This window comes from Pedococcus sp. P3_C7 (genome assembly GCF_056402615.1).
Genome location: NZ_JBFUHC010000006.1, coordinates 201,939 through 222,839, shown reverse-complemented (window position 1 = coordinate 222,839; position 20,901 = coordinate 201,939). Strand labels below are relative to the sequence as shown.

Below are 20,901 nucleotides of genomic sequence, written 5' to 3'. Positions count from 1 at the left end.
CTGACCGGTTCACGGCATGGACACGTCCAGGGCAACCCGCCCAGCCGACCCGGCCACATGACTCAAGGAGCACGTTTTGCAGAAGGACATCCACCCCGAGTACGTCGAGACCACGGTCACCTGTACCTGTGGGTCCACGTTCACCACTCGCAGCACCGCGACCTCCGGCCAGATCCGCGCGGAGGTGTGCTCGCAGTGCCACCCGTTCTACACCGGCAAGCAGAAGATCCTCGACACCGGTGGCCGCGTGGCCCGGTTCGAGGCCCGCTACGGCAAGAAGGCCGCTGCCGAGAGCAAGTAGCTTTCCCGATGCGCCGGTCCTGACCCCTGGGGGTCAGGGCCGGCGCATTGCTTTCCCCGCCTCGCCGTCCTGCCACGTCGCCGTCCGCGCACCACCACCCGGCACCACCACCCGCACGACCTCAGGAGCCCTCATGTTGGAGTCCGCTGCAGCGCTCGTCCAGGAGCATGCCGACCTCGAGAAGCAGCTGGCGGATCCCGAGGTCTTCGGCGACCAGAACCTGGTCCGCAAGCTGAACAAGAGGTATGCCGCGCTGGCGCCGACCGTCGCGGCATACCACGCGTGGCATGCTGCGTCCGACGACCTGGCGGCCGCGCGCGAGCTCGCCAAGGAGGACGAGGGTTTCGCCGCCGAGGTGCCCGGGCTCGAGGCACGTCTCACCCAGACCGAGGACACCCTCCGCAGGCTGCTCATCCCGCGCGACCCCGACGACGACCGCGACGTGATCCTCGAGGTGAAGGCCGGTGAGGGTGGCGAGGAGTCGGCCCTGTTCGCCGGCGACCTGTTGCGGATGTACCTGCGGTTCGCGGAGCGGCGCGGGTGGAAGACCGAGGTCATCGACGCGACCGAGTCCGACCTGGGCGGCTACAAGGACGTGCAGGTGGCGGTGAAGGCCAAGGGCACGCCGGCGCTGGGGGAGGGCCCCTGGGCGAGGCTGAAGTACGAGGGCGGCGTGCACCGCGTGCAGCGGGTGCCCGTCACGGAGAGCCAGGGCCGGATCCACACGTCCGCGGCCGGGGTCCTGGTCATGCCCGAGGCGGAGGAGGTCGAGGTCACCATCGACGCCAACGACCTCAAGATCGACGTCTACCGCTCGTCCGGGCCCGGCGGCCAGTCGGTCAACACGACCGACTCGGCTGTGCGGATCACCCACCTGCCGACGGGGGTGGTGGTGTCCTGCCAGAACGAGAAGAGCCAGCTCCAGAACAAGGAGTCGGCGATGCGGGTGCTGCGCGCCCGGCTCCATGCGGTCGCCAAGGAGGCCGCCGACGCCGAGGCGAGTGCGGCCCGACGGAGCCAGATCCGCACGGTCGACCGCTCGGAGCGGATCCGCACCTACAACTTCCCCGAGAACCGGCTGTCCGACCACCGCACGGGCTTCAAGGCCTACAACCTCGACGCCGTGCTCGACGGCGACCTCGAGGCAGTGGTCCAGTCCGCCGTCGACGCCGACGAGGCCGCCCAGATGGCGGCCGTCGCCGAGGGCGCCGGTCAGTGACGACCTTGCGATCGGAGGTCGTGCGGGCCACGGCTGAGCTCGCCGAGGAGGGTGTGCCCTCGCCCGAGGCGGACGCCGTCGCCCTGGCCGCGTTCGCCCTCGGCAGCGATGTCGCGGAGGTCAGGCGTCGCATGGTGATGCTCGACGAGGCCGATCCCGGTTTCCTCGATCGCTACGCAGGTCTCGTCGCGGAACGTGGTGCACGGATCCCGTTGCAACACCTGACCGGGCGGGCGGGGTTCCGCCGGCTCGAGCTCAGCGTGGGGCCCGGCGTCTTCGTGCCGCGGCCCGAGACCGAGTTCGTCGCCGGGCTGGCCATCGACGCCGCACTCGCACTGGAGGCGCCGCTCGTGGTGGACCTGTGCACCGGTTCGGGCGCGATCGCGCTCGCGGTCGCCGACGAGGTGCCGGCCGCGACCGTGTATGCCGTGGAGCTGGGTCGCGAGGCGCACGCCTGGGCCGAGCGCAACGTCGCCGACTCCGGCCTCGCCGTCGACCTGCGGCAGGGCGACGCCACCGAGGCCCTCCCCGAGCTGGAGGGGACGGTCGACGTGGTCGTGTCGAACCCGCCCTACATCCCGCTCGGCATGGTGCCGCTCGATCCCGAGGTCCGCGACCACGATCCCGAGCTCGCGCTCTATGGCGGCAGCGAGGACGGTCTTGCCATCCCCCTGGCTGTTGCGGCGCGCGCGGCTGTGCTGCTGCGCCACGGTGGGTTGCTGGTCATCGAGCACGCCGACAGCCAGGGAGTCACGCTGCCGGGCGCCCTGCGCCGGACCGGCGAGTGGGCCGAGGTGGCCGACCACGACGACCTGACCGGTCGTCCGCGAGCCACCACCGCCATCCGGGCCTGACCCCGGCGCCGCGGCTCGGGTCGAGACGACAGCCTCGCCCGACCCGACGGCCGTCAGCGCAACAGGTAGAACCGCCAGAACCCGAAGTCCTCGACCGGCAGCACCTCGAGGGAGCTGAAGCCGGCCTGCTCGGCATAGCGACGAAGGGTCGAGGGACGCATCACCGTGCCGGTGCCGACGCTGTCGTGGCCGGACATGCCGTCCGGGAGGCAGATCAGCAGGCTGTAGCCGTACATGACGCGCTCGAGCTCGTCGCCGTCCGGGGCGAACTCCTCTGCGACCGCCTCGTCCATCACCACCATGAAGCCGTTCGGCGCGAGCGAGGCCCGCGCGGCGGCCAGCACCTCCACCGGGCGGGGCATGTCGTGGACGCACTCGAAGGCGAACGCCGCGGTGAACTGCCCCACCGGCATACCCGCGGCGTCACCGGCCGTGAACGTGACCCGGTCGGCCACACCCTGCTCCGTGGCGTTGGCGGTGGCCATCGCCACCGAAGGGGCGTCGATGTCGTACCCGTGGACCGTGGCGCCGGGATAGGCCTTGGCCAGCGCGATGCTGGACCAGCCGGCCCCGCAGCCGACATCGGCGATCGTTGCCCCGGGAGCCGACAGGGGATCGTGCACGGACGGGACCGCGGCCAGGGCGTCAGCGAGCCGCAGGTCGTACCACGGCCGGTTGGCATCGGCCTGGGACTCACGGGCATCGGTCCCGAGCTGGTCCCAGCTCACCCCACCGCCGTGACGGTAGGCGTCGAGCAACCCGCCGAGCTGCGGACCCACGGCCGCGAACATGCGCGCCAGCGGAGCCAGGTAGCTCAGGCTGCTCTCGTCCGTCAGCACCTCCTGGGCGGCCGCCGGGATCGAGTAGACGCGGGCGTCAGGGTCGTCGTCGGGGCGGTCGAGGGCCAGCAGGCCCGTCACGGCCTGCTGCTCCAGCCACTCGCGCGCGTACCGTGGGTGGGTGCCGGTGCGTTCGGCGAGGTCCGGTGCCGTGGCCGGGCCGTCAGCAGCGAGGGTGCGGTACCAGCCGAGCCGGTCCCCGAGGTAGATGGACATGATGTCGGCGGTGCCGAGCAGGGCCCCGAAGATCCGTTCGGCAAGCTCGTCGGTGGTCGGAGTCGTCGGCGGGGGCGTCGKGGGGGGCAAGGTGGTGTTGCTCATCCCGACATGGTGCCGCCGCTCGTGGGGCCCTGCCCTCGGCCACCTGACGTACTGACCTGCGACGGGTCCTAGGCTGGCGAGCATGAGTCCGGTCTATGACTGCAGCACCGAAGAAGGCCGTGTCGAGGGCGTCGCCAAGGCGGTCGAGGCGGTCCGCGCCGGGGAGATCGTCGTCCTGCCCACCGACACGGTCTACGGCGTCGGTGCCGACGCGTTCTCGGCCGAGGCGGTGGCGTCCCTGCTCGCTGCGAAGGGCCGCGGTCGCGAGATGCCTCCGCCGGTGCTGGTGCCCAGCGTGCGCACCGTCGACGGGCTGGCGACCGACGTGCCGGCCTGGGCGCGCGACCTGATCCGCGAGTTCTGGCCAGGGCCACTCACCCTGGTCTTCAAGGCCCAGTCCTCGCTGATGTGGGACCTGGGTGAGACCAACGGCACCGTCGCGCTGCGGATGCCCCAGGACGACATCGCGCTCGCAGTGCTGAGCGAGGTGGGGCCGATGGCGGTGACCAGCGCCAACCTCACCGGCCAGCCGGCGGCCACGACCGTCACGGCGGCGGCCTCCCAGCTCGGTGCTGCCGTGACCGTCTACCTCGACAGCGGGCCGACCACGAGCACCGAGGTGTCGACGATCCTGGACTGCACCGGCGAGAAGTTCGTCCTGCTCAGGGCGGGAGCCATCACTGTCGAGCAGATCAGGGCCGTGCTCGAGACCGAGGACGCCTCGGAGGACGACGCGTCGGGCACCCCCGAGGTCGCGCACGACGAGGCAATAGAGTTGCCTGCGGATCCCACCGTCGACAGCCCCCTGCCAGGAGACACCCATGAGCGCTGACACCTTCTACGGTTCCGACTTCGGTGCCCTCGAGTCGTTCGATCCCGAGATCGCGGGGGTGCTCGTCTCCGAGCTCGACCGCATCCGCGGAGGTCTCCAGCTGATCGCGTCGGAGAACATGTCGAGCCCCCAGGTGCTCACGGCACTGGGCTCCACGCTGTCCAACAAGTACGCCGAGGGCTACCCGGGTCGCCGCTACTACGGCGGCTGCTCCGAGGTCGACAAGGCCGAGATCCTCGCGATCGAGCGGTGCAAGGCCCTGTTCGACGCCGACCACGCCAACGTCCAGGCGCACTCCGGCGCCAGCGCCAACCAGGCGGTCTACGGCGCGTTCATGCAGCCCGGCGAGACCATCCTCGCGATGGCCCTGCCGATGGGCGGCCACCTCACGCACGGCACCAAGGTGTCGTTCTCCGGCAAGTGGTTCAATGCCGTGCACTACGGCGTCGACAAGCAGACCGAGAACATCGACTACGCCGAGGTCGAGCGCCTCGCCAAGGAGCACCGACCCAAGGTCATCCTCGCCGGCGGGTCGGCGATCCCACGGCTCATCGACTTCGAGTTCTTCCGCAAGCTGGCCGACGAGATCGGCGCGATCTTCTGGGTCGACGCCGCCCACTTCATCGGCCTCGTCGCAGGCAAGGCGATCCCCAGCCCCGTGCCCTACGCCGACGTCGTCAGCTTCACGACCCACAAGGTGCTGCGCGGACCACGCTCGGGCGCTCTCGTCTGCAAGGAGGAGCACGCGGCCAAGCTCGACAAGGCCGTCTTCCCGATGATGCAGGGCGGCCCCCAGATGCACACGATCGCGGCCAAGGCGGTCAACTTCAAGGAGTGCGCGACTCCTGAGTACCAGGCCTACGCCAAGCAGGTCATCGAGAACGCCTCTGTCCTCGCGACCTCGCTGGGTGAGCGGGGGATCCGTCCGACGACCGGCGGCACGGACACCCACCTGAGCCTGCACGACCTCCAGGGTGTGGGCGTCACCGGCGCCGACGCCGAGGCGCGGGCCGACGCCGCGGGCATCGTCCTCAACAAGAACGCCATCCCGTTCGACCCGCAGAAGCCCAACATCGCCAGCGGCATCCGCGTCGGCACGCCGTGCGTGACCACCCAGGGCATGGGCACCGACGAGATGCGCGAGATCGCCGAACTCATCGCCAAGGCCGTCACGGAGGGTGACGCCGACCCCGACCACGCCGTCTCCAAGGAGGTCCGCGCCAGTGTCACGGACCTCGTCACCAGGTTCCCGGCCTACCCTCGAGGCTGAGTCCCGACCCACCCGAGCTCTGGGAGACACGCCTAGGTGCGCGAGTACCTCCTCGTCCTGATGGTCGCCGCGGTGATCACGTATGCCGCGACGCCGCTGATGCGCGCTGTTGCGGTGCGGACGGGCGCCTTCACGCCGGTGCGTGACCGGGATGTCCACTCGACCCCGATCCCGCGGCTCGGGGGAGTGGCGATCTACCTGGGGTTCGCCGCCTCGATGGTCGCGGCGAGCCACCTGCCGTTCCTCGGCCAGGTCTTCCGGCTGGGGCCAGAGCTCCGCGGGGTGCTCGTGGGCGCCGGCATCGTGTGCGTGATCGGCGCGATCGACGACATCCGTGAGATGGACTGGTTGACCAAGATGGGCGGCCAGATGATCGCCGCGGGGATCATGGCCTTCAGCGGGGTGCTGCTCTACCAGCTGCCGATCGGCGGCGTGACCGTGCTCCCGCAGCCGATCATGGTGGGGCTGACGGTCTTTGCCGTCGTGCTGTTCACGAACGCCGTCAACTTCATCGACGGCCTCGACGGGCTGGCCGCCGGCGTCGTCGTCATCGCGGGTGCGGCGTTCTTCATCTACAGCTACGGCATCTCGCGCAGCTACGACCCGCCCAACGTCTTCTCGTCGGCGACCCTCATCTCGGCGGCGCTGATCGGCTGCTGCGTCGGGTTCCTCCCGCACAACTACCACCCGGCCCGGCTCTTCATGGGCGACTCCGGCGCCCTGCTGCTCGGGTTGCTGCTCGCCGCCGCGACGATCTCCACCACGGGGAACGTCACGCCCGCGCAGGTGAGCACGAACCCTGTCGCGGCGACCCTGTTGCCGCTGGTGGTCCCTGCGGCCATCATCCTGCTGCCTCTGGTCGACATCCTGCTGGCCGTGGTCCGCCGGACCCGGCGCGGTGAGCGACCGTGGCACCCGGACAAGCAGCACCTGCACCACCGCATGCTCCAGCTCGGTCACGGTCACCGCCGCGCGGTGTTCCTCCTGTGGCTGTGGGCGGCGGTCGCCGCGCTCGGGTCGGTGAGCTTCATCTTCATCGACGACGCCAGGGTCGCCGGCGGGGGAGTGCTGGCCGCCGTCGTCGTCACCGGGGTGCTGACCATCTGGCTGCCCCGGTGGTCCGTCCCGGGACACCGCCCGAAGCTGACTGACGCCGCCAGCTAGCTAGCCGCCCGGCATACCCAGTCGTCGTTCGAGGCCGGCCCGCACGGACGGCCACTCCTGCGCCAGCACGCTGAAGACCACCGTGTCGCGGAAGCTGCCGTCAGCGCGCTTGGTGTGCCGTCGCAGGATGCCCTCACGGGTGGCACCGAGCTTGGCGATGGCCGCCTGCGAGCGCAGGTTGACCGCGTCGGTCTGGATCTTGACCCGACCGAACCCGCAGTCGAACGCGTGTCCCAGCAGCAGCAGCTTGCACTCGGGGTTGACCTGGGTGCCCCACCACCGGGACGCGTACATCGTCCAGCCGAGGTGCACCCGCTCGTTGGCGAGGTCGACGTCGCCGAGCGAGGAGGTGCCCACGATCGTGCCGGCCTCGCCGAGCCCACCCTCGCCGGTGAGCCGGACCGTGTACGCCGTGCGGCCGGCAGCGTGTGCCGCGATGTTCCCGGCGGTGTCCGCGCGGGTGGCGGCGAGGTCGGCCGGGGGCGGTCGCATGATGAAGCCCTGGTCGTAGACGGCCGGGTCGGTGTAGACCGCGTGCAGGCCTTCCGCGTCGCCGGGCGCCATCACGTCGAGGCGGACGAACCGGCCCAGGAGGGCGTCACCGGTCGGGGGAGTCGCTGGCATGCGCCGAGGCTATCGGTGCCCGGAATCCCGTCACAGCCAAGGAGATCCGTGCCAAGCGACGCGCGGCGGCACCCGGGCACGGACCCCCGGTAGCGGGGTCCGAACGCTTGTGATACCTTTCACAAGCACCCCAAGGAGGGTGCAGACCACCCCGTTCGCCAGGCACCGCAGCCCCGACGAATCAGGCAGGCCAGACCGATGAGCGCAGCTCCGCACACCGACCGCGACCCGTTCGCGGTGATGCTGCGTGGGGCCTTTCTCCCGACCTTGGCTGTCGGACCGGTCGCCGTCGTCGTGGCGGCCGTCGCAGGCGGTGGCAAGGCGGCCCTGGGCGCTGCCCTCGGCTTCGCGATCGCCATGGTCTTCTTCGCGCTCGGCCTGCTGGTCATGCGCCGGCTGGGTGGGGCGTCAGACCCCCTGCGCTTCCTCGCCAGCGCCCTGGCTGTCTTCATGGGCCAGATGATCTTCCTTCTTCTCGTCATCATCGCCCTGCAGGACGCGTCCTGGCTGGACGGCACCGCCTTCGGTGTCGCCGTCCTCGCCGTCGCGCTCGTGTGGCAGGTGTTCCAGGTGATCGCCTTCGTCCGTTCCCGCAGGCTTGCTTTCGACGCACCGCAGGAAACCGGGCAGGATGGGGGCTCGGCCACATGACCATGGGAGCTCACCGTGACCACACCGTCCTCGCAGCCGTCGCCGGAGTCCCGGCAGACACCGCTGCAGCAGGCAGACTCGGGTCATCAGCGACTCGACGAAGCACGGATGTGGAACGTCGTGTCCTACCTCATCACCGGGCCGGCGATGTTCGGCGCGGCAGGGTGGGGACTGGACCGCTGGCTGGGCACGACGTGGCTGGTTGCCGTGGGGATCGTGGGTGGGATGGCCCTGTCGCTGTACCTCGTGTGGTTCCGGTACGGTACGCAATGACTTCCGCAGGTCAGCTCCCCCCTGTGTATGCCGGGCCCGGGCGCGAGAACGCTGCCTTCGTTGGCCCGTGGACTGTTTCGAACGCAAAGCTCAAGGAGAACCTGTGAGTCTGAACGTGCTGGGCACCATCAGCCTGGCTGCCGAGGGCGGTGAGGGCGAGGGCTTCCACGCCCCCACGCCGGCCGAGTTCTACCAGCCCCTGATCGGGCACGGCGACTTCGCGATCACCCGCCCGATGGTGGTCCTGGCCATCTCCGTGGGCCTGATCGCGTGGTTCCTCGTGGCGACGACCAAGCGTGCAGCGGTCGTTCCGGGCAAGGGCCAGTGGGTCACCGAGAACGCCTACAACTTCGTGCGCAACGGCGTGGCCCGCGACATCATCGGCAGCCACGACTTCCTCAAGTTCGTCCCGTTGCTGTTCAGCATGTTCATGCTGATCCTGGTCAACAACCTCTTCGGCATCATCCCGCCGATCCAGTACCCCACGATGAGCCGCATCGGCTTCCCGATCGCGCTCACCCTGCTGGTCTTCGTGATCTACCACGCTGTGGGCATCAAGAAGAACGGCGCATGGGGACACGTCAAGCACATGATCCCGCCGGGACTGCCCAAGGGCATCTACGTGCTGATCATCCCGCTCGAGCTGCTGACCTACTTCGTGACCCGCCCGCTGACGCTCGCGCTGCGACTCTTCGGCAACATGTTCGCCGGCCACATGCTGCTGCTGCTGTTCATCACCGGTGGCGAGTACATGCTGATCCACGGCGGGCTCGGGCTCAAGGTCGCGGGCGTCGGCTCCTTCGGCATGGCCTTCGTGCTGACCGCCTTCGAGGGACTGATCGAGTTCCTGCAGGCCTACATCTTCACGCTGCTCGCAGCCACCTACATCGCCGGCTCCCTCGCCGACGAGCACTGAGATCGTCCGGGCCTCGAGGCTCGGTGCAGGACCGCCAGACCCACAACTGAATACGCCACACGAACTCCCGCTCGGCGAGGTGCCGACGGATCTGATAACCGAAAGAGGACCTCTGACATGACTGGCAACATCGCCATCCTCGGCTACGGCCTGTCTGCGATCGGCCCCGGTGTGGGCATCGGCTTGATCTTCGCCGCCTACATCAACGGTGTCGCCCGCCAGCCCGAGGCGCGCGGCGTCCTCCAGGGCATCGCCATCCTCGGCTTCGCCCTCGCCGAGGCGCTGGCCATCTTCGGTCTGGTTCTCGCGTTCGTCTTCAAGTAAGCCGAACCACCCAGCCCAACGCCCCCTGGCACCACAGCACTAGGAGAACCCGTGCAGCACTTCACCGGCATCACGCAGGTGGTTGTCGCGGCCGCCGCCGAGGACAAGACCGGCGAACGCCTGCCGATCCTGCCCCTCTGGGGTGAGCTGATCTTCGGCGTCATCGCCTTCGCGATCCTGTACTGGGTCGTGGCCACCAAGGTCGTGCCCAACCTCGAGAAGGCGTACGCCGAGCGCACCGCCGCGATCGAGGGCGGGATGCAGCAGGCCGAGGAGGCCCAGCAGCAGGCCCAGGCGGCACTGGAGCAGTACCAGGCCCAGCTGACCGAGGCTCGTGCCGAGGCTGCGCGGATCCGCGAGGAGGCTCGCGAGCAGGGTGCGGCCATCGTCGTGGAGATGCGCGGTCACGCGCAGACCGAGGCGGCGCGCATCACCGAGGCGGCCCACAAGCAGATCGAGGCCGAGCGCCAGCAGGCGGTCGTCTCGCTGCGTGCCGAGGTGGGTCGCCTGTCGACCGACCTGGCCAGCCGCATCGTGGGTGAGTCGCTGCACGAGGAGACCCGCCAGAAGGGCATCGTCGACCGGTTCCTGGCCGAGCTCGAGGCCGGGGAGATCCAGCCCGAGAAGGTCGGGGAGGACGCCTGATGCGTGGATCGTCGCGTGCGGCCGCCATCGCCGGGAGCAAGGCGCTCGACGCCGCGCTCGCCGGTGGGGCAGACCGTCGCGCGCTCGGTGACGAGCTGCTCGCGGTCGTCGGCGTCATCGACGGGTCGGCCACCCTTCGCCGCGCCCTCGCCGACCCGTCCCGCGAGGGCGTCGAGAAGCAGACCCTCGCCGAGCGCCTGCTCGAAGGCAAGGTCTCTGCCGAGGCGATCGTCGTGGTCAAGAACCTCGTCGGGCAGCGCTGGTCCACCGAGCGTGACCTGTCCGACACCCTCGAGGAGCTTGCCGTCACGTCGATCCTCGCGGGCGCCGAGAAGGCCGGCCGGATCGACCGGGTCGAGGACGAGCTGTTCCGCTTCGAGCGCATCGTGGCGGGCAGCCCCGAGCTCCGCGACCGCCTCACCAACCGCCAGGGCGACGTCGACGCCAAGGCCGGCGTGGTGAGCCAGCTGCTCGACGGCAAGGCCAGCGAGGAGACGGTGCACCTGGCTCGCCAGGCCGTGCTGCATCCGCGTGGTCGCAAGCTGGACCGCACGCTCGAGCACTACCTCGGTCTCGCGGCCAGGCGTCGTGAGCAGATCACCGCGGTCGTGACGGCTGCGACCGACCTCACCGAGCAGCAGCGCGACCGGTTGTCCGCAGCGTTGCAGACCATCTACGGCAAGCCGGTCCTGCTCCAGGTCGTCATCGAGGAGCAGGTCCTCGGCGGCATCCGGGTCCAGGTCGGTGACGAGGTCGTCGACGGCACCGTGCTGCGGCGCCTGGACGAGGCCCGCCGGCACATCGCCGGCTGACCCACCGCCCCAGCGCCACGACACCAAGAACGCGGCATACCGCACCACAACTGAAGAAGCTGGACCACACCACAGACTTTGGCCCGACCCACCGGGCCAGCAATCGAGGAGAAGAGATCACATGACGGAGCTTTCGATCCGTCCGGAGGAGATCCGGGACGCGCTGGACAACTTCGTTCAGTCCTACGAGCCCGGGACGGCCTCGCGCGAAGAGGTCGGCCGGGTCAGCGACGCCGGTGACGGCATCGCGCACGTCGAGGGCCTGCCGTCGTGCATGACCAACGAGCTGCTCGAGTTCGAGGACGGCACGCTGGGCCTCGCGCTCAACCTCGACGTCCACGAGATCGGTGTGGTCATCCTCGGTGACTTCTCCAAGATCGAGGAGGGCCAGGAGGTCAAGCGCACCGGAGAGGTCCTGTCGGTCCCGGTCGGCGACGCGTTCCTCGGTCGCGTGGTCAACCCCCTCGGCCAGCCGATCGACGGCCTCGGCGCGATCGAGACGACCGAGCGTCGCGCCCTCGAGCTCCAGGCGCCCACGGTGGTCCAGCGCAAGTCGGTGCACCAGCCGCTGCAGACCGGCCTCAAGGCCGTCGACGCCATGACCCCCATCGGTCGCGGCCAGCGCCAGCTCATCATCGGTGACCGCCAGACCGGCAAGACCACGGTCGCGGTCGACACGATCATCAACCAGAAGCAGAACTGGGACTCCGGAGACCCGGAGCAGCAGGTCCGCTGCATCTACGTCGCCATGGGCCAGAAGGGCTCCACCATCGCTGCCGTCCGCGGCACCCTGGAGGAGGCCGGCGCGCTGGAGTACACCACGATCGTCGCGGCCCCCGCGTCCGACTCGGCGGGCTTCAAGTACCTCGCGCCCTACACGGGTTCGGCTATCGGCCAGCACTGGATGTACCAGGGCAAGCACGTCCTCATCGTGTTCGACGACCTGTCCAAGCAGGCCGAGGCCTACCGCGCCGTGTCGCTGCTGCTGCGCCGCCCGCCGGGCCGCGAGGCCTACCCGGGTGACGTGTTCTACCTGCACTCCCGCCTGCTCGAGCGTTGCGCCAAGCTCTCCGACGACCTGGGCGCGGGCTCGATGACCGGTCTGCCGATCATCGAGACCAAGGCCGGCGACGTCTCGGCGTACATCCCGACCAACGTCATCTCCATCACCGACGGCCAGATCTACCTCCAGGCCGACCTGTTCAACGCCAACGTGCGTCCCGCGATCGACGTGGGTGTCTCCGTCTCCCGAGTCGGTGGCGCCGCGCAGATCAAGGCCATGAAGGACGTCTCCGGTCGTCTGAAGCTCGACCTCGCGCAGTTCCGCGCGATGGAGGCCTTCGCGATGTTCGCCTCGGACCTCGACCCGGCCTCCCGCGCCCAGCTCGCGAAGGGTGCCCGCCTCGTCGAGCTCCTCAAGCAGCGCCAGGCCGCGCCGTTCCCGGTCGAGGAGCAGGTCGTGTCCATCTGGGCCGGCACCGCGGGTCAGATCGACTCCGTCGCCGTCGAGGACGTGTCCCGCTTCGAGAGCGAGTTCCTGGACTACCTGCGCCGCGAGAAGTCCGGTCTGCTGAGTGCGATCCGCGAGTCCAAGAAGTTCGAGGACGAGACCCGCGCCGGACTCGAAGAGGCCGTGACCAAGTTCAAGGAGCAGTTCCAGGCGTCCGGCGCCGAGAACACCCCCGTGGGCCACGCCCCCCCCCCCCCCCCCCCCCCCCCACCGCAGCGACCGTGCCGCCCACGCGGCATACCCGACAGTGCAGGACCAAGACGTGCAGCACACGACGACACGAAACTGAGAGAGGCGGCAACATATGGGAGCGCAGATGCGGGTCTACCGCCAGCGCATCCGGTCCGTCCAGGCGACCAAGAAGATCACGCGCGCCATGGAGCTCATCGCAGCCTCCCGCGTGGTGAAGGCGCAGCAGCGGGTGCGGGAGTCCTCGCCCTATGCGCGCGCCCTGACCCGAGCGGTCTCGGCCGTCGCGACCTTCTCCAACGTCGACCACCCGCTGACCACCGAGCACGAGGACGTCCGCCGTGCGGCGGTCCTCGTGGTGACGTCCGACCGCGGTCTGGCCGGCGCCTACAGCTCCTCGGTGCTCAAGGAGAGCGAGCGCCTGATCGGCGACCTGCGGGGCGCCGGCAAGGAGGTCGTCCCCTACCTCGTCGGCCGCAAGGCGGTGGGGTTCTACAAGTTCCGCAAGCGTGAGTTCGCGGACGAGTGGACCGGGTTCACCGACCAGCCGACCTTCGAGGTGGCGCGGGAGATCGGCGACGCGCTCGTCGCCGCGTTCAACCAGGACTTCGCCGAGGGCGGGGTGGACGAGGTCCACATCGTCTTCACGCGCTTCGTCAACATGGTGACGCAGGAGCCCGACGTCATCCGCATGCTGCCGCTCGAGGTGGTCGAGGGTGAAGAGGCCCCCGCCGAGGACGACGTCCTGCCCCTCTACGAGTTCGAGCCGAGTGCAGAGCAGGTGTTGGACGCGCTGCTGCCCAAGTACGTGGGTGCGCGCATCTACAACTGCCTCCTGCAGGCTGCCGCGTCCGAGCTGGCCTCGCGCCAGCGGGCCATGAAGTCGGCCACGGACAACGCCGAAGAGCTCATCAAGAAGTACACCCGGCTGGCCAACCAGGCTCGCCAGGCCGAGATCACCCAAGAGATCAGCGAGATCGTGGGCGGCTCCGACGCCCTCGCCGACGCCAGTTGAGAAGGTAGAGAGAAACCAATGACTGCCACTGTCACTGAAGAGACCAAGGCCGCCACCCCCGGTGGCATCGGCCGCATCTCCCGCATCATCGGCCCGGTCGTCGACGTCGAGTTCCCCGCCGACGCGATGCCCGAGCAGTACAACCTGCTGACCACCACGGTCGAGCTCTCGGGTGAGAAGAACAACCTCAACCTCGAGGTCGCCCAGCACATCGGCGACAACATGGTCCGCGCCATCTCGCTCCAGCCGACCGACGGCCTCGTCCGCGGCACGCAGGTGCAGGACACCGGCGGCCCCATCACGGTCCCCGTGGGCGACGTGACGCTCGGCAAGGTCTTCAACACGACCGGTGACGTCATGAACCTCGCCGAGGGTGAGACCTTCGAGGTCAAGGAGCGCTGGGGCATCCACCGCAAGGCCCCTGCCTTCGACCAGCTCGAGTCCAAGACCGAGATGTTCGAGACCGGCATCAAGATCATCGACCTGCTGACCCCCTACGTGCAGGGTGGCAAGATCGGCCTGTTCGGCGGCGCCGGCGTGGGCAAGACGGTGCTCATCCAGGAGATGATCGCCCGTGTCGCCCGCGACCACGGTGGTGTGTCGGTGTTCGCCGGTGTCGGCGAGCGCACCCGTGAGGGCAACGACCTCATGGTCGAGATGGAGGAGGCCGGCGTCCTCGGCCAGACCGCCCTCGTCTTCGGCCAGATGGACGAGCCGCCGGGCACCCGCCTTCGTGTCGCGCTCTCCGCGCTGACGATGGCGGAGTACTTCCGCGACGTGCAGAACCAGGACGTGCTGCTCTTCATCGACAACATCTTCCGCTTCACGCAGGCCGGTTCCGAGGTCTCCACCCTCCTCGGCCGGATGCCGTCCGCCGTGGGCTACCAGCCGACCCTGGCCGACGAGATGGGCACGCTCCAGGAGCGGATCACCTCGACGCGTGGTCACTCGATCACCTCGATGCAGGCGATCTACGTGCCGGCCGACGACTACACCGACCCGGCCCCGGCGACGACCTTCGCCCACCTCGACGCGACGACCGAGCTGTCCCGCGAGATCGCCTCGCTCGGCATCTACCCGGCCGTGGACCCGCTCAGCTCCACCTCGCGGATCCTGGACCGCCGCTACATCGCGGAGGACCACTACTCCACCGCGGTGCGGGTCAAGCAGATCCTGCAGCGCAACAAGGAGCTCCAGGACATCATCGCGATCCTCGGGATCGACGAGCTCTCCGAAGAGGACAAGATCCTCGTCAACCGTGCCCGTCGCATCCAGCGCTTCCTCGGTCAGAACACCTACGTCGCCAAGCAGTTCACCGGCATCGAGGGTTCGACCGTGCCGCTGGCCGACACGATCGAGGCGTTCACCAAGATCGCCGACGGCGAGTACGACCACGTGCCGGAGCAGGCGTTCTTCATGTGTGGTGGCCTCGACGACGTCGAGCGCCAGGCTGCCGAGATCGAGAAGAGCCTCTAGGTCGGCGGACGCCGTCCCTGAGGACAACGAGACGTAACTGGAATGCCACTGAGGCCGGCCGCACTGGGTCGGCCCCACGGCATACCACTGGTCGGCGGGGCACCCACCGCGGGCCGATAGACTTCACACGCACCACTCGTGCCGTACCACCGGAGGACATCGTGAGCACCCTGCAGGTTGAACTCGTCGCAGCGGACCGCAAGGTCTGGGAAGGCGACGCCGACATGGTCGTGGCCCGCACGGTCGACGGCGAGCTGGGCATCCTGCCCGGCCACACCCCGCTGCTCGGCGTCCTGGTCGAGGGTGAGGTCCGGATCAAGTCCGGCGAGGGTTCGCAGTCCGCCACCATCGACGGCGGGTTCCTGTCGGTCGACCGCGACAAGGTGATCATCATCGCCGAGGCCGTAGACGCCTCGGCCTTCAAGGCCTAGCCGCCGGGACACTCAGCCGGGACACTCGGAAGGAGAGAGCATGTCGCCCGTCATCTCCGCGGAGATCGTCGCCGGCGCGCTCATCCTGCTTGCGGTCCTCGCGCTCACGTACATCTTCGTGCGGCGCCGGCTGCTCGCCTCCGGTGCGCCGCTCATGCTCTGCGCGCTCCAGCCCCACGGTCGGTCTCAGTACCGCCTGGGGCTGCTGCGGTTCTCGGGCTCCAGCCTCGAGTGGTACACCCTGATCGGCCCGTCGCCGCGGTCGGCCAGGACGTGGGACCGGACCCGTCTCGAGCTCGGGCCGCCAACGCTGCCGGAGACCACGATCGCCGGGCTCCCCGAGGCCGTGACCGTGGACTGCCACTACGGCACCGACACCTTCTCCCTCGCCCTGGCGCCTTCTGCCTACACGGCCATGCGCAGCTGGCTGGAGAGCTCGCCTCCCGGCTTCAACGTCAACGTCGCCTGAGGGCAGGCGCTCTGGTCGCCAGGGGGCCGGCGCGGTCGGTGCGCGCTAGGCCTTCCGTTTCCCAGGACCCTCGGCACGGCCGCCGCCGGGCTGCCAGAGGACGTCACCCCCGATGGGGAGGTTGGCAACGCGGGCGAGCACGAACAGCAGGTCGGACAGCCGGTTGAGGTACTTCGCGGTCAGGACGTTCACGCCACCCTCGCCCTTGGTTCCAGAGCCGGGCTGGTCGCCGTAGGCCGCGATGGCTGCCCAGGCCTGCCGCTCCGCGCGGCGGACCACCGTGGTGGCGACGTGCAGGTGAGCCGATCCCACGGTGCCGCCGGGCAGGATGAACGAGCGGAGCTTCTCCACCCGTTCGAGGTAGTGGTCGCAGTCGGTTTCGAGCTCGTCGATCCAAGCGGCCTCGACGCGCAACGGTGGGTACTCGTACGACTCCTGGAGCGGCGTGCACAGGTCGGCGCCGACGTCGAACAGGTCGTTCTGGACCCGCAGCAGGGTCGCCCTGATGTCGTCGGGCAGCTCGCCCGCGGCGAGGGCGACCCCGATGGCGGCGTTGGCCTCGTTGACGTCGGCGTACGCGAGCAGCCGCACGTCGGTCTTGCTCGTCCTGCTCATGTCACCGAGGTGGGTCTGGCCGTCGTCGCCCGTGCGGGTGTAGATGCGCGTGAGGTTGACCATGGCTGCAGCCTCTCAGACGGCGGCGTCGAGGACGTCACCACCCGGCATACCCGTGCCTGTGCACTCGCATAGGGTGGGCGGGTGGCAGAACGTTTCCGGGTCGTCGGCGGCACCAGGCTGCGCGGCGAGGTGGCCGTCTGGGGCGCCAAGAACAGCGCCCTCAAGCTCATGGCGGCAGCGCTGCTCGCGGTGGGTCGCACCCGGCTGACCAACGTCCCGGCCATCCTCGACGTGACGATCATGGCCGAGCTCCTGCGCCGACTCGGCTGCACCGTCGACTACGACGCCGTCGCCGGTGTCGTGGAGATCGAGGTGCCGGACCAGATCGGGCACCGCGCCGACTACGACCTGGTCCGCGCCCTGCGAGCCTCGACCGCCGTGCTGGGCCCGCTGGTCGCGCGCACCGGTGCGGCCGACGTCGCGATCCCCGGTGGTGACGCCATCGGGTCGCGTGGCCTGGACCTGCACGCCGCAGGACTCGAGGCGTTGGGGGCCAGGGTCCACGTCACCCACGGCTTCCTCGTCGCGGAGGCGCCCGGGGGGCTCGACGGGGCCGAGATCCGCCTCGACTTCCCGAGCGTCGGCGCCACCGAGAACGTCCTGACCGCCGCGGTCCTGGCGCGGGGGACGACCCGCCTGGAGAACGCCGCCCGCGAGCCCGAGATCGTCGACATCGCGGAGATGCTCATCGCGATGGGCGCCCGGATCAGCGGGGCCGGCTCGTCGGTGATCGACATCGAGGGTGTCCGGTCGCTGCGACCCACCGAGCACGCCGTCGTCCCCGACCGGATCGCGGCCGGCACCTGGGCGTTCGCGGCGGCCGCCACGCGCGGCGACGTCGAGGTGGTGGGAGCCCGGCCGGAGCACCTCCTCAGTGCGCTGGAACTGGTCAGGGCGAGCGGCGCCACCGTGACGACGACGGACCGTGGGTTCCGGGTGGACTCCGGAGGCCGTCGACCGCAGGCCTTCGACGTGGCCACGCTGCCCTATCCCGGCTTTCCCACCGACCTCCAGCCGTTCGCCCTGGCGTGCAACGCGGTGGCCGAGGGGTCGGCGATGATCACCGAGAACCTCTTCGAGGCTCGGTTCCGCACCGTCCAGGAGCTCAACCGGCTCGGTGCCGAGACCCGCATCGACGGCCACCACGTGATGGTCCACGGTGTGGAGACGCTGTCGGGAGCGCCGGTCGAGGCCAGTGACATCAGGGCCGGGGCGGCCCTGGTGATCGCGGGGCTCGTGGCCGACGGGATCACGACGGTGAGCGGTGCCCAGCACATCGACCGCGGCTATGCCGGGTTCGCCGAGAGCATGCAGGGGCTGGGGGCGGACGTCACGCGTGAGCCGGATGACGACCCCTTCGTCTGAGCCGTCTCAGCACCTTTACCAGATCTTGATCTGGGTCGCGGCAACCGAAGCCCCCCAACCAGGCGTCCTTGTGGGTGAATGTTCACGGACAAGGGGGTTCGCATGTCGATCAGCGCTACCGGGGCTCTTCCGGTCCAGGTTCGTGCCATGCACACCGGCCAGGAGGTCGCGATCATCGGCCGGATCGACGTGCACTCCGTCCCCGACGTACGACTACTCCTGCACGAGATCATCGACACGGGTTGCGGGGACGTCCACATGAGGCTCGCGGGCGCCGAGATCGGCGACGCCACCGGGCTGGGAGTCCTCGTCGAGGCCTACAACCGAGCCCGCCGTGCGGGTCGCCGGCTGGCCGTCGTCGACATGACGGAGCGCACCGGTCGGCTGTTGCGTGCATCACGCCTGGACCGTGCGCTGGTGCTCCGCGAGGCCGTCCCCGCCGCCACTGTGGTGGCCGTCACCGCCTGAACGGCTCCCTCGGCGCACACCGCCGCCGGTACCTTCGGCCCTATGGCTGAGCACAGTGACGTCCCGACCTCCCCCTCAGCGTCGCCCGTCAGCCCGGCGTCCGTGACCGATGCGTCAGCACCGTCCCGTCCGGAGCGTGACCGCCCCTGGGTGATGCGCACGTATGCCGGCCACTCGAGTGCCGCTGCCAGCAACGAGCTCTACCGTCGCAACCTCGCCAAGGGCCAGACCGGCCTGTCGGTCGCCTTCGACCTGCCGACCCAGACCGGTTACGACCCTGACCACCCTCTGGCGCGCGGCGAGGTCGGCAAGGTGGGTGTCCCGATCTCGCACATCGGTGACATGCGCGCGCTGTTCGACCAGATCCCCCTGGACCAGATGAACACGTCCATGACGATCAACGCCACGGCGATGTGGCTGCTCGCGATGTACCAGGTCGTGGCGGAGGAGCAGGCCGAGGCGACCGGCGCCGACCCGCTTGCGGCCGTCCGCGCCCTCGCCGGCACGACGCAGAACGACATCATCAAGGAGTACCTGTCCCGCGGGACCTACGTCTTCGCGCCGGGCCCCTCGCTGCGCCTGATCACCGACATGGTCGCCTACACCGTCTCCGACATCCCCAAGTGGAACCCGACCAACATCTGCAGCTACCACCTCCAGGAGGCGGGCGCGACTCCGGTACAGGAGATCGCGTACTCGATGTGCACCGCCATCGCCGTGCTCGACGCGGTGCGCGACTCCGGCCAGGTGCCGCCGGAGCGGTTCGGCGAGGTCGTCGCCAGGATCTCCTTCTTCGTCAACGCCGGCGTGCGGTTCGTCGAGGAGATGTGCAAGATGCGGGCCTTCGTCGAGCTGTGGGACGAGCTGACCCGCGAGCGCTACGGCGTCACGGACGCCAGGCAACGCCGTTTCCGCTACGGCGTCCAGGTCAACTCCCTCGGCCTGACCGAGGCCCAGCCCGAGAACAACGTGCAGCGGATCGTGTTGGAGATGCTCGCCGTCACGTTGTCGAAGGACGCCCGCGCCCGGGCGGTGCAGCTCCCGGCCTGGAACGAGGCGCTGGGCCTGCCGCGACCGTGGGACCAGCAGTGGTCGCTGCGGATGCAGCAGGTGCTGGCCTTCGAGTCCGACCTGCTCGAGTACGACGACCTGTTCACCGGGTCCCTCGTCGTGGAGGGCAAGGTGGCCGAGCTCGTCGCCGGCGCCAAGGCTGAGATCGCCCGGGTGCAGGAGCTGGGCGGGGCTGTTCCGGCCGTCGAGAGCGGTTACATGAAGTCGGCCCTCGTGGCCTCGCACTCGCTGCGTCGTCAGCGGATCGAGGCCGGCGAGGACGTGGTCGTGGGCGTGAACCGGTTCCAGACCACCGAGCCCAACCCGCTCACGGCGGACCTGGACGCGGCCATCCAGACCGTCGACCATGACGTGGAGGCCAAGGCGGCAGCGGCTGTCCGGGAGTGGCGCGAACGGCGTGACGCCGAGCCGCGTGGCCGGGAGCGCGCGGCCGCGGCCCTCGCTGCCCTCGGCGCCGACGCCCGCAGTGGAGCGAACCTCATGCCGGCGTCGCTCGAGGCCGCGCGTGCCGGGGTGACCACCGGTGAGTGGGCCCAGGCGCTGCGAGAGGAGTTCGGCGAGTTCCGCGCCCCGACGGGGGTCTCGGGTTCGGTCGGTGTCTCCAGCGGCGGCAGTGACGAGCTGAAGGCGGTTCGGGAGGAGGTCAGCCGAACCGGTGAGGAGCTGGGGGAGAAGCTGCGTGTCCTCGTCGCGAAGCCGGGGCTCGACGGTCACAGCAATGGCGCCGAACAGGTCGCCGTCAGGGCGCGCGATGCCGGTTTCGAGGTCGTCTACCAGGGGATCCGGCTGACGCCGGAGCAGATCGTCGCAGCCGCGGTCGCCGAGGACGTGCACCTGGTCGGGATCTCGATCCTGTCGGGCTCGCACATGGAGCTGGTGCCCGAGATCCTCGCCGGCCTGCGAGCGGCAGGTGCCGGCGACGTGCCCGTGATCGTCGGAGGGATCATCCCCGACACCGACGCCCGCGCGTTGCGCGCCCTCGGCGTGGCCGCGGTCTTCACTCCGAAGGACTTCGGACTCAACGACATCATGGGCCAGTTCGTGACGATCATCAGGTCCGCACGCGGGCTGGAGACGGCCGCCGCGACCGGCTGAGGGACCGACACGCAAAAAGTTTTGTGCGCGTTGTGGCGATTCGCGTCCGGCTCGCGCCGCAATGGCCTAATTTCAGCGACGGCGTGGTG

The 20,901-nt window shown here is 69.6% G+C and carries 22 protein-coding genes and 1 pseudogene; 20 read left to right on the top strand and 3 right to left on the bottom strand.

Features of this window, described 5'->3' with window-relative positions; translation table 11 throughout:
- Positions 1-76: 76 nt before the first annotated feature.
- The 3 genes from rpmE to prmC all read left to right on the top strand — a co-directional run bounded on the left by rpmE (position 77) and on the right by prmC (position 2,374).
- The gene (gene rpmE, locus AC1DS4_RS09385) at positions 77-301 is read left to right on the top strand and encodes a 50S ribosomal protein L31 (RefSeq protein ID WP_179420590.1); all 225 of its coding nucleotides are present in this window, start codon (positions 77-79) and stop codon (positions 299-301) included.
- Positions 302-434: 133 nt separating this feature from the next.
- Entirely contained in the window at positions 435-1,520 is a 1,086-nt protein-coding gene (prfA, locus tag AC1DS4_RS09380; RefSeq protein WP_477632759.1) for a peptide chain release factor 1, read from the top strand.
- Positions 1,517-2,374, top strand: a complete 858-nt coding sequence (gene prmC / locus AC1DS4_RS09375) for a peptide chain release factor N(5)-glutamine methyltransferase (RefSeq protein ID WP_477632758.1) — start codon at positions 1,517-1,519, stop codon at positions 2,372-2,374. The genes prfA and prmC overlap by 4 nt, the downstream gene beginning before the upstream one ends.
- A gap of 53 nt (positions 2,375-2,427) precedes the next feature.
- On the opposite strand, the gene AC1DS4_RS09370 is transcribed toward prmC, so the two are convergent.
- Entirely contained in the window at positions 2,428-3,534 is a 1,107-nt protein-coding gene (locus AC1DS4_RS09370; protein WP_477646025.1) for a class I SAM-dependent methyltransferase, read from the bottom strand.
- 82 nt (positions 3,535-3,616) lie between these two features.
- On the opposite strand from AC1DS4_RS09370, the gene AC1DS4_RS09365 reads away from it, so the two are divergent.
- From AC1DS4_RS09365 to AC1DS4_RS09355, 3 genes are read left to right on the top strand one after another with little or no spacing between them, the layout of a single operon-like run.
- Entirely contained in the window at positions 3,617-4,366 is a 750-nt protein-coding gene (locus AC1DS4_RS09365) for an L-threonylcarbamoyladenylate synthase (RefSeq protein WP_477632756.1), read from the top strand.
- Positions 4,356-5,636 (top strand): serine hydroxymethyltransferase, encoded by a 1,281-nt coding sequence (locus AC1DS4_RS09360; RefSeq protein WP_477623288.1) that lies wholly within the window; start codon positions 4,356-4,358, stop codon positions 5,634-5,636. Before AC1DS4_RS09365 ends, AC1DS4_RS09360 begins: the two co-directional genes overlap by 11 nt.
- 36 nt (positions 5,637-5,672) lie before the next feature.
- Complete coding sequence (locus AC1DS4_RS09355; RefSeq protein ID WP_477623289.1) at positions 5,673-6,800, top strand: MraY family glycosyltransferase; 1,128 nt, start codon at positions 5,673-5,675, stop codon at positions 6,798-6,800.
- On the opposite strand, the gene AC1DS4_RS09350 is transcribed toward AC1DS4_RS09355, so the two are convergent.
- Positions 6,801-7,424 (bottom strand): GNAT family N-acetyltransferase, encoded by a 624-nt coding sequence (locus AC1DS4_RS09350; RefSeq protein WP_477632755.1) that lies wholly within the window; start codon positions 7,422-7,424, stop codon positions 6,801-6,803. It abuts the gene before it with no gap.
- Between the two features lie 198 nt (positions 7,425-7,622).
- On the opposite strand from AC1DS4_RS09350, the gene AC1DS4_RS09345 reads away from it, so the two are divergent.
- The 11 genes and pseudogenes from AC1DS4_RS09345 to AC1DS4_RS09295 all read left to right on the top strand — a co-directional run bounded on the left by AC1DS4_RS09345 (position 7,623) and on the right by AC1DS4_RS09295 (position 16,135).
- On the top strand, positions 7,623-8,075 hold the full coding sequence (locus AC1DS4_RS09345; protein WP_477632754.1) for a hypothetical protein: 453 nt from the start codon (positions 7,623-7,625) through the stop codon (positions 8,073-8,075).
- Positions 8,076-8,090: 15 nt separating this feature from the next.
- Positions 8,091-8,348: an AtpZ/AtpI family protein gene (locus tag AC1DS4_RS09340; RefSeq protein ID WP_477615582.1), complete on the top strand. Its 258-nt coding sequence runs from the start codon at positions 8,091-8,093 to the stop codon at positions 8,346-8,348.
- A 103-nt stretch (positions 8,349-8,451) separates the two neighbouring features.
- A complete protein-coding gene (gene atpB / locus AC1DS4_RS09335) occupies positions 8,452-9,264 on the top strand; it encodes a F0F1 ATP synthase subunit A (protein WP_477615581.1) in 813 nt (270 codons plus the stop codon).
- A 117-nt stretch (positions 9,265-9,381) separates the two neighbouring features.
- Positions 9,382-9,588, top strand: coding sequence for an ATP synthase F0 subunit C (gene atpE / locus AC1DS4_RS09330; RefSeq protein WP_056883533.1), 207 nt, complete (start codon positions 9,382-9,384; stop codon positions 9,586-9,588).
- Positions 9,589-9,657: 69 nt separating this feature from the next.
- A complete protein-coding gene (locus tag AC1DS4_RS09325; protein WP_477615615.1) occupies positions 9,658-10,233 on the top strand; it encodes a F0F1 ATP synthase subunit B in 576 nt (191 codons plus the stop codon).
- Complete coding sequence (locus tag AC1DS4_RS09320) at positions 10,233-11,045, top strand: F0F1 ATP synthase subunit delta (RefSeq protein WP_477623293.1); 813 nt, start codon at positions 10,233-10,235, stop codon at positions 11,043-11,045. Before AC1DS4_RS09325 ends, AC1DS4_RS09320 begins: the two co-directional genes overlap by 1 nt.
- Positions 11,046-11,166: 121 nt before the next feature.
- Positions 11,167-12,738, top strand: a pseudogene (atpA, locus tag AC1DS4_RS09315) (F0F1 ATP synthase subunit alpha); the annotation flags it as partial.
- A gap of 121 nt (positions 12,739-12,859) precedes the next feature.
- Complete coding sequence (locus AC1DS4_RS09310; RefSeq protein WP_477615578.1) at positions 12,860-13,759, top strand: F0F1 ATP synthase subunit gamma; 900 nt, start codon at positions 12,860-12,862, stop codon at positions 13,757-13,759.
- 18 nt (positions 13,760-13,777) lie between these two features.
- The gene (atpD, locus tag AC1DS4_RS09305) at positions 13,778-15,235 is read left to right on the top strand and encodes a F0F1 ATP synthase subunit beta (protein WP_477623294.1); all 1,458 of its coding nucleotides are present in this window, start codon (positions 13,778-13,780) and stop codon (positions 15,233-15,235) included.
- Between the two features lie 161 nt (positions 15,236-15,396).
- A complete protein-coding gene (locus tag AC1DS4_RS09300) occupies positions 15,397-15,666 on the top strand; it encodes a F0F1 ATP synthase subunit epsilon (protein ID WP_477615576.1) in 270 nt (89 codons plus the stop codon).
- Positions 15,667-15,706: 40 nt separating this feature from the next.
- Positions 15,707-16,135, top strand: coding sequence for a DUF2550 family protein (locus AC1DS4_RS09295; protein WP_477615575.1), 429 nt, complete (start codon positions 15,707-15,709; stop codon positions 16,133-16,135).
- A gap of 45 nt (positions 16,136-16,180) precedes the next feature.
- Here the strand turns inward: AC1DS4_RS09295 and AC1DS4_RS09290 are convergent, their stop codons facing one another.
- Positions 16,181-16,813: a cob(I)yrinic acid a,c-diamide adenosyltransferase gene (locus AC1DS4_RS09290; protein WP_477623295.1), complete on the bottom strand. Its 633-nt coding sequence runs from the start codon at positions 16,811-16,813 to the stop codon at positions 16,181-16,183.
- A gap of 81 nt (positions 16,814-16,894) precedes the next feature.
- Here AC1DS4_RS09290 and murA point away from each other — a divergent pair, with 81 nt between their 5' ends.
- The 3 genes from murA (at position 16,895) to AC1DS4_RS09275 (ending at position 20,812) form a co-directional block, all read left to right on the top strand.
- Positions 16,895-18,178, top strand: a complete 1,284-nt coding sequence (murA, locus tag AC1DS4_RS09285) for a UDP-N-acetylglucosamine 1-carboxyvinyltransferase (RefSeq protein WP_477623296.1) — start codon at positions 16,895-16,897, stop codon at positions 18,176-18,178.
- A gap of 102 nt (positions 18,179-18,280) precedes the next feature.
- Positions 18,281-18,646, top strand: coding sequence for an STAS domain-containing protein (locus tag AC1DS4_RS09280; RefSeq protein WP_477615572.1), 366 nt, complete (start codon positions 18,281-18,283; stop codon positions 18,644-18,646).
- 153 nt (positions 18,647-18,799) lie between these two features.
- On the top strand, positions 18,800-20,812 hold the full coding sequence (locus AC1DS4_RS09275) for a protein meaA (RefSeq protein ID WP_477632770.1): 2,013 nt from the start codon (positions 18,800-18,802) through the stop codon (positions 20,810-20,812).
- Positions 20,813-20,901 lie beyond the last annotated feature (89 nt).

What these genes read in the sequence shown, in the direction of transcription:
- AC1DS4_RS09295 (WP_477615575.1), top strand. Translation starts at nt 15,707, where the DNA reads ATGTCGCCCGTCATCTCCGCGGAGATCGTCGCCGGCGCGCTCATCCTG.
- AC1DS4_RS09345 (WP_477632754.1), top strand. Translation starts at nt 7,623, where the DNA reads ATGAGCGCAGCTCCGCACACCGACCGCGACCCGTTCGCGGTGATGCTG.
- AC1DS4_RS09310 (WP_477615578.1), top strand. Translation starts at nt 12,860, where the DNA reads ATGGGAGCGCAGATGCGGGTCTACCGCCAGCGCATCCGGTCCGTCCAG.
- atpD (WP_477623294.1), top strand. Translation starts at nt 13,778, where the DNA reads ATGACTGCCACTGTCACTGAAGAGACCAAGGCCGCCACCCCCGGTGGC.
- AC1DS4_RS09365 (WP_477632756.1), top strand. Translation starts at nt 3,617, where the DNA reads ATGAGTCCGGTCTATGACTGCAGCACCGAAGAAGGCCGTGTCGAGGGC.
- prfA (WP_477632759.1), top strand. Translation starts at nt 435, where the DNA reads ATGTTGGAGTCCGCTGCAGCGCTCGTCCAGGAGCATGCCGACCTCGAG.
- AC1DS4_RS09280 (WP_477615572.1), top strand. Translation starts at nt 18,281, where the DNA reads ATGTCGATCAGCGCTACCGGGGCTCTTCCGGTCCAGGTTCGTGCCATG.
- AC1DS4_RS09360 (WP_477623288.1), top strand. Translation starts at nt 4,356, where the DNA reads ATGAGCGCTGACACCTTCTACGGTTCCGACTTCGGTGCCCTCGAGTCG.
- AC1DS4_RS09275 (WP_477632770.1), top strand. Translation starts at nt 18,800, where the DNA reads ATGCGCACGTATGCCGGCCACTCGAGTGCCGCTGCCAGCAACGAGCTC.
- AC1DS4_RS09320 (WP_477623293.1), top strand. Translation starts at nt 10,233, where the DNA reads ATGCGTGGATCGTCGCGTGCGGCCGCCATCGCCGGGAGCAAGGCGCTC.
- atpE (WP_056883533.1), top strand. Translation starts at nt 9,382, where the DNA reads ATGACTGGCAACATCGCCATCCTCGGCTACGGCCTGTCTGCGATCGGC.
- AC1DS4_RS09290 (WP_477623295.1), bottom strand. Translation starts at nt 16,813, where the DNA reads ATGGTCAACCTCACGCGCATCTACACCCGCACGGGCGACGACGGCCAG.
- AC1DS4_RS09350 (WP_477632755.1), bottom strand. Translation starts at nt 7,424, where the DNA reads ATGCCAGCGACTCCCCCGACCGGTGACGCCCTCCTGGGCCGGTTCGTC.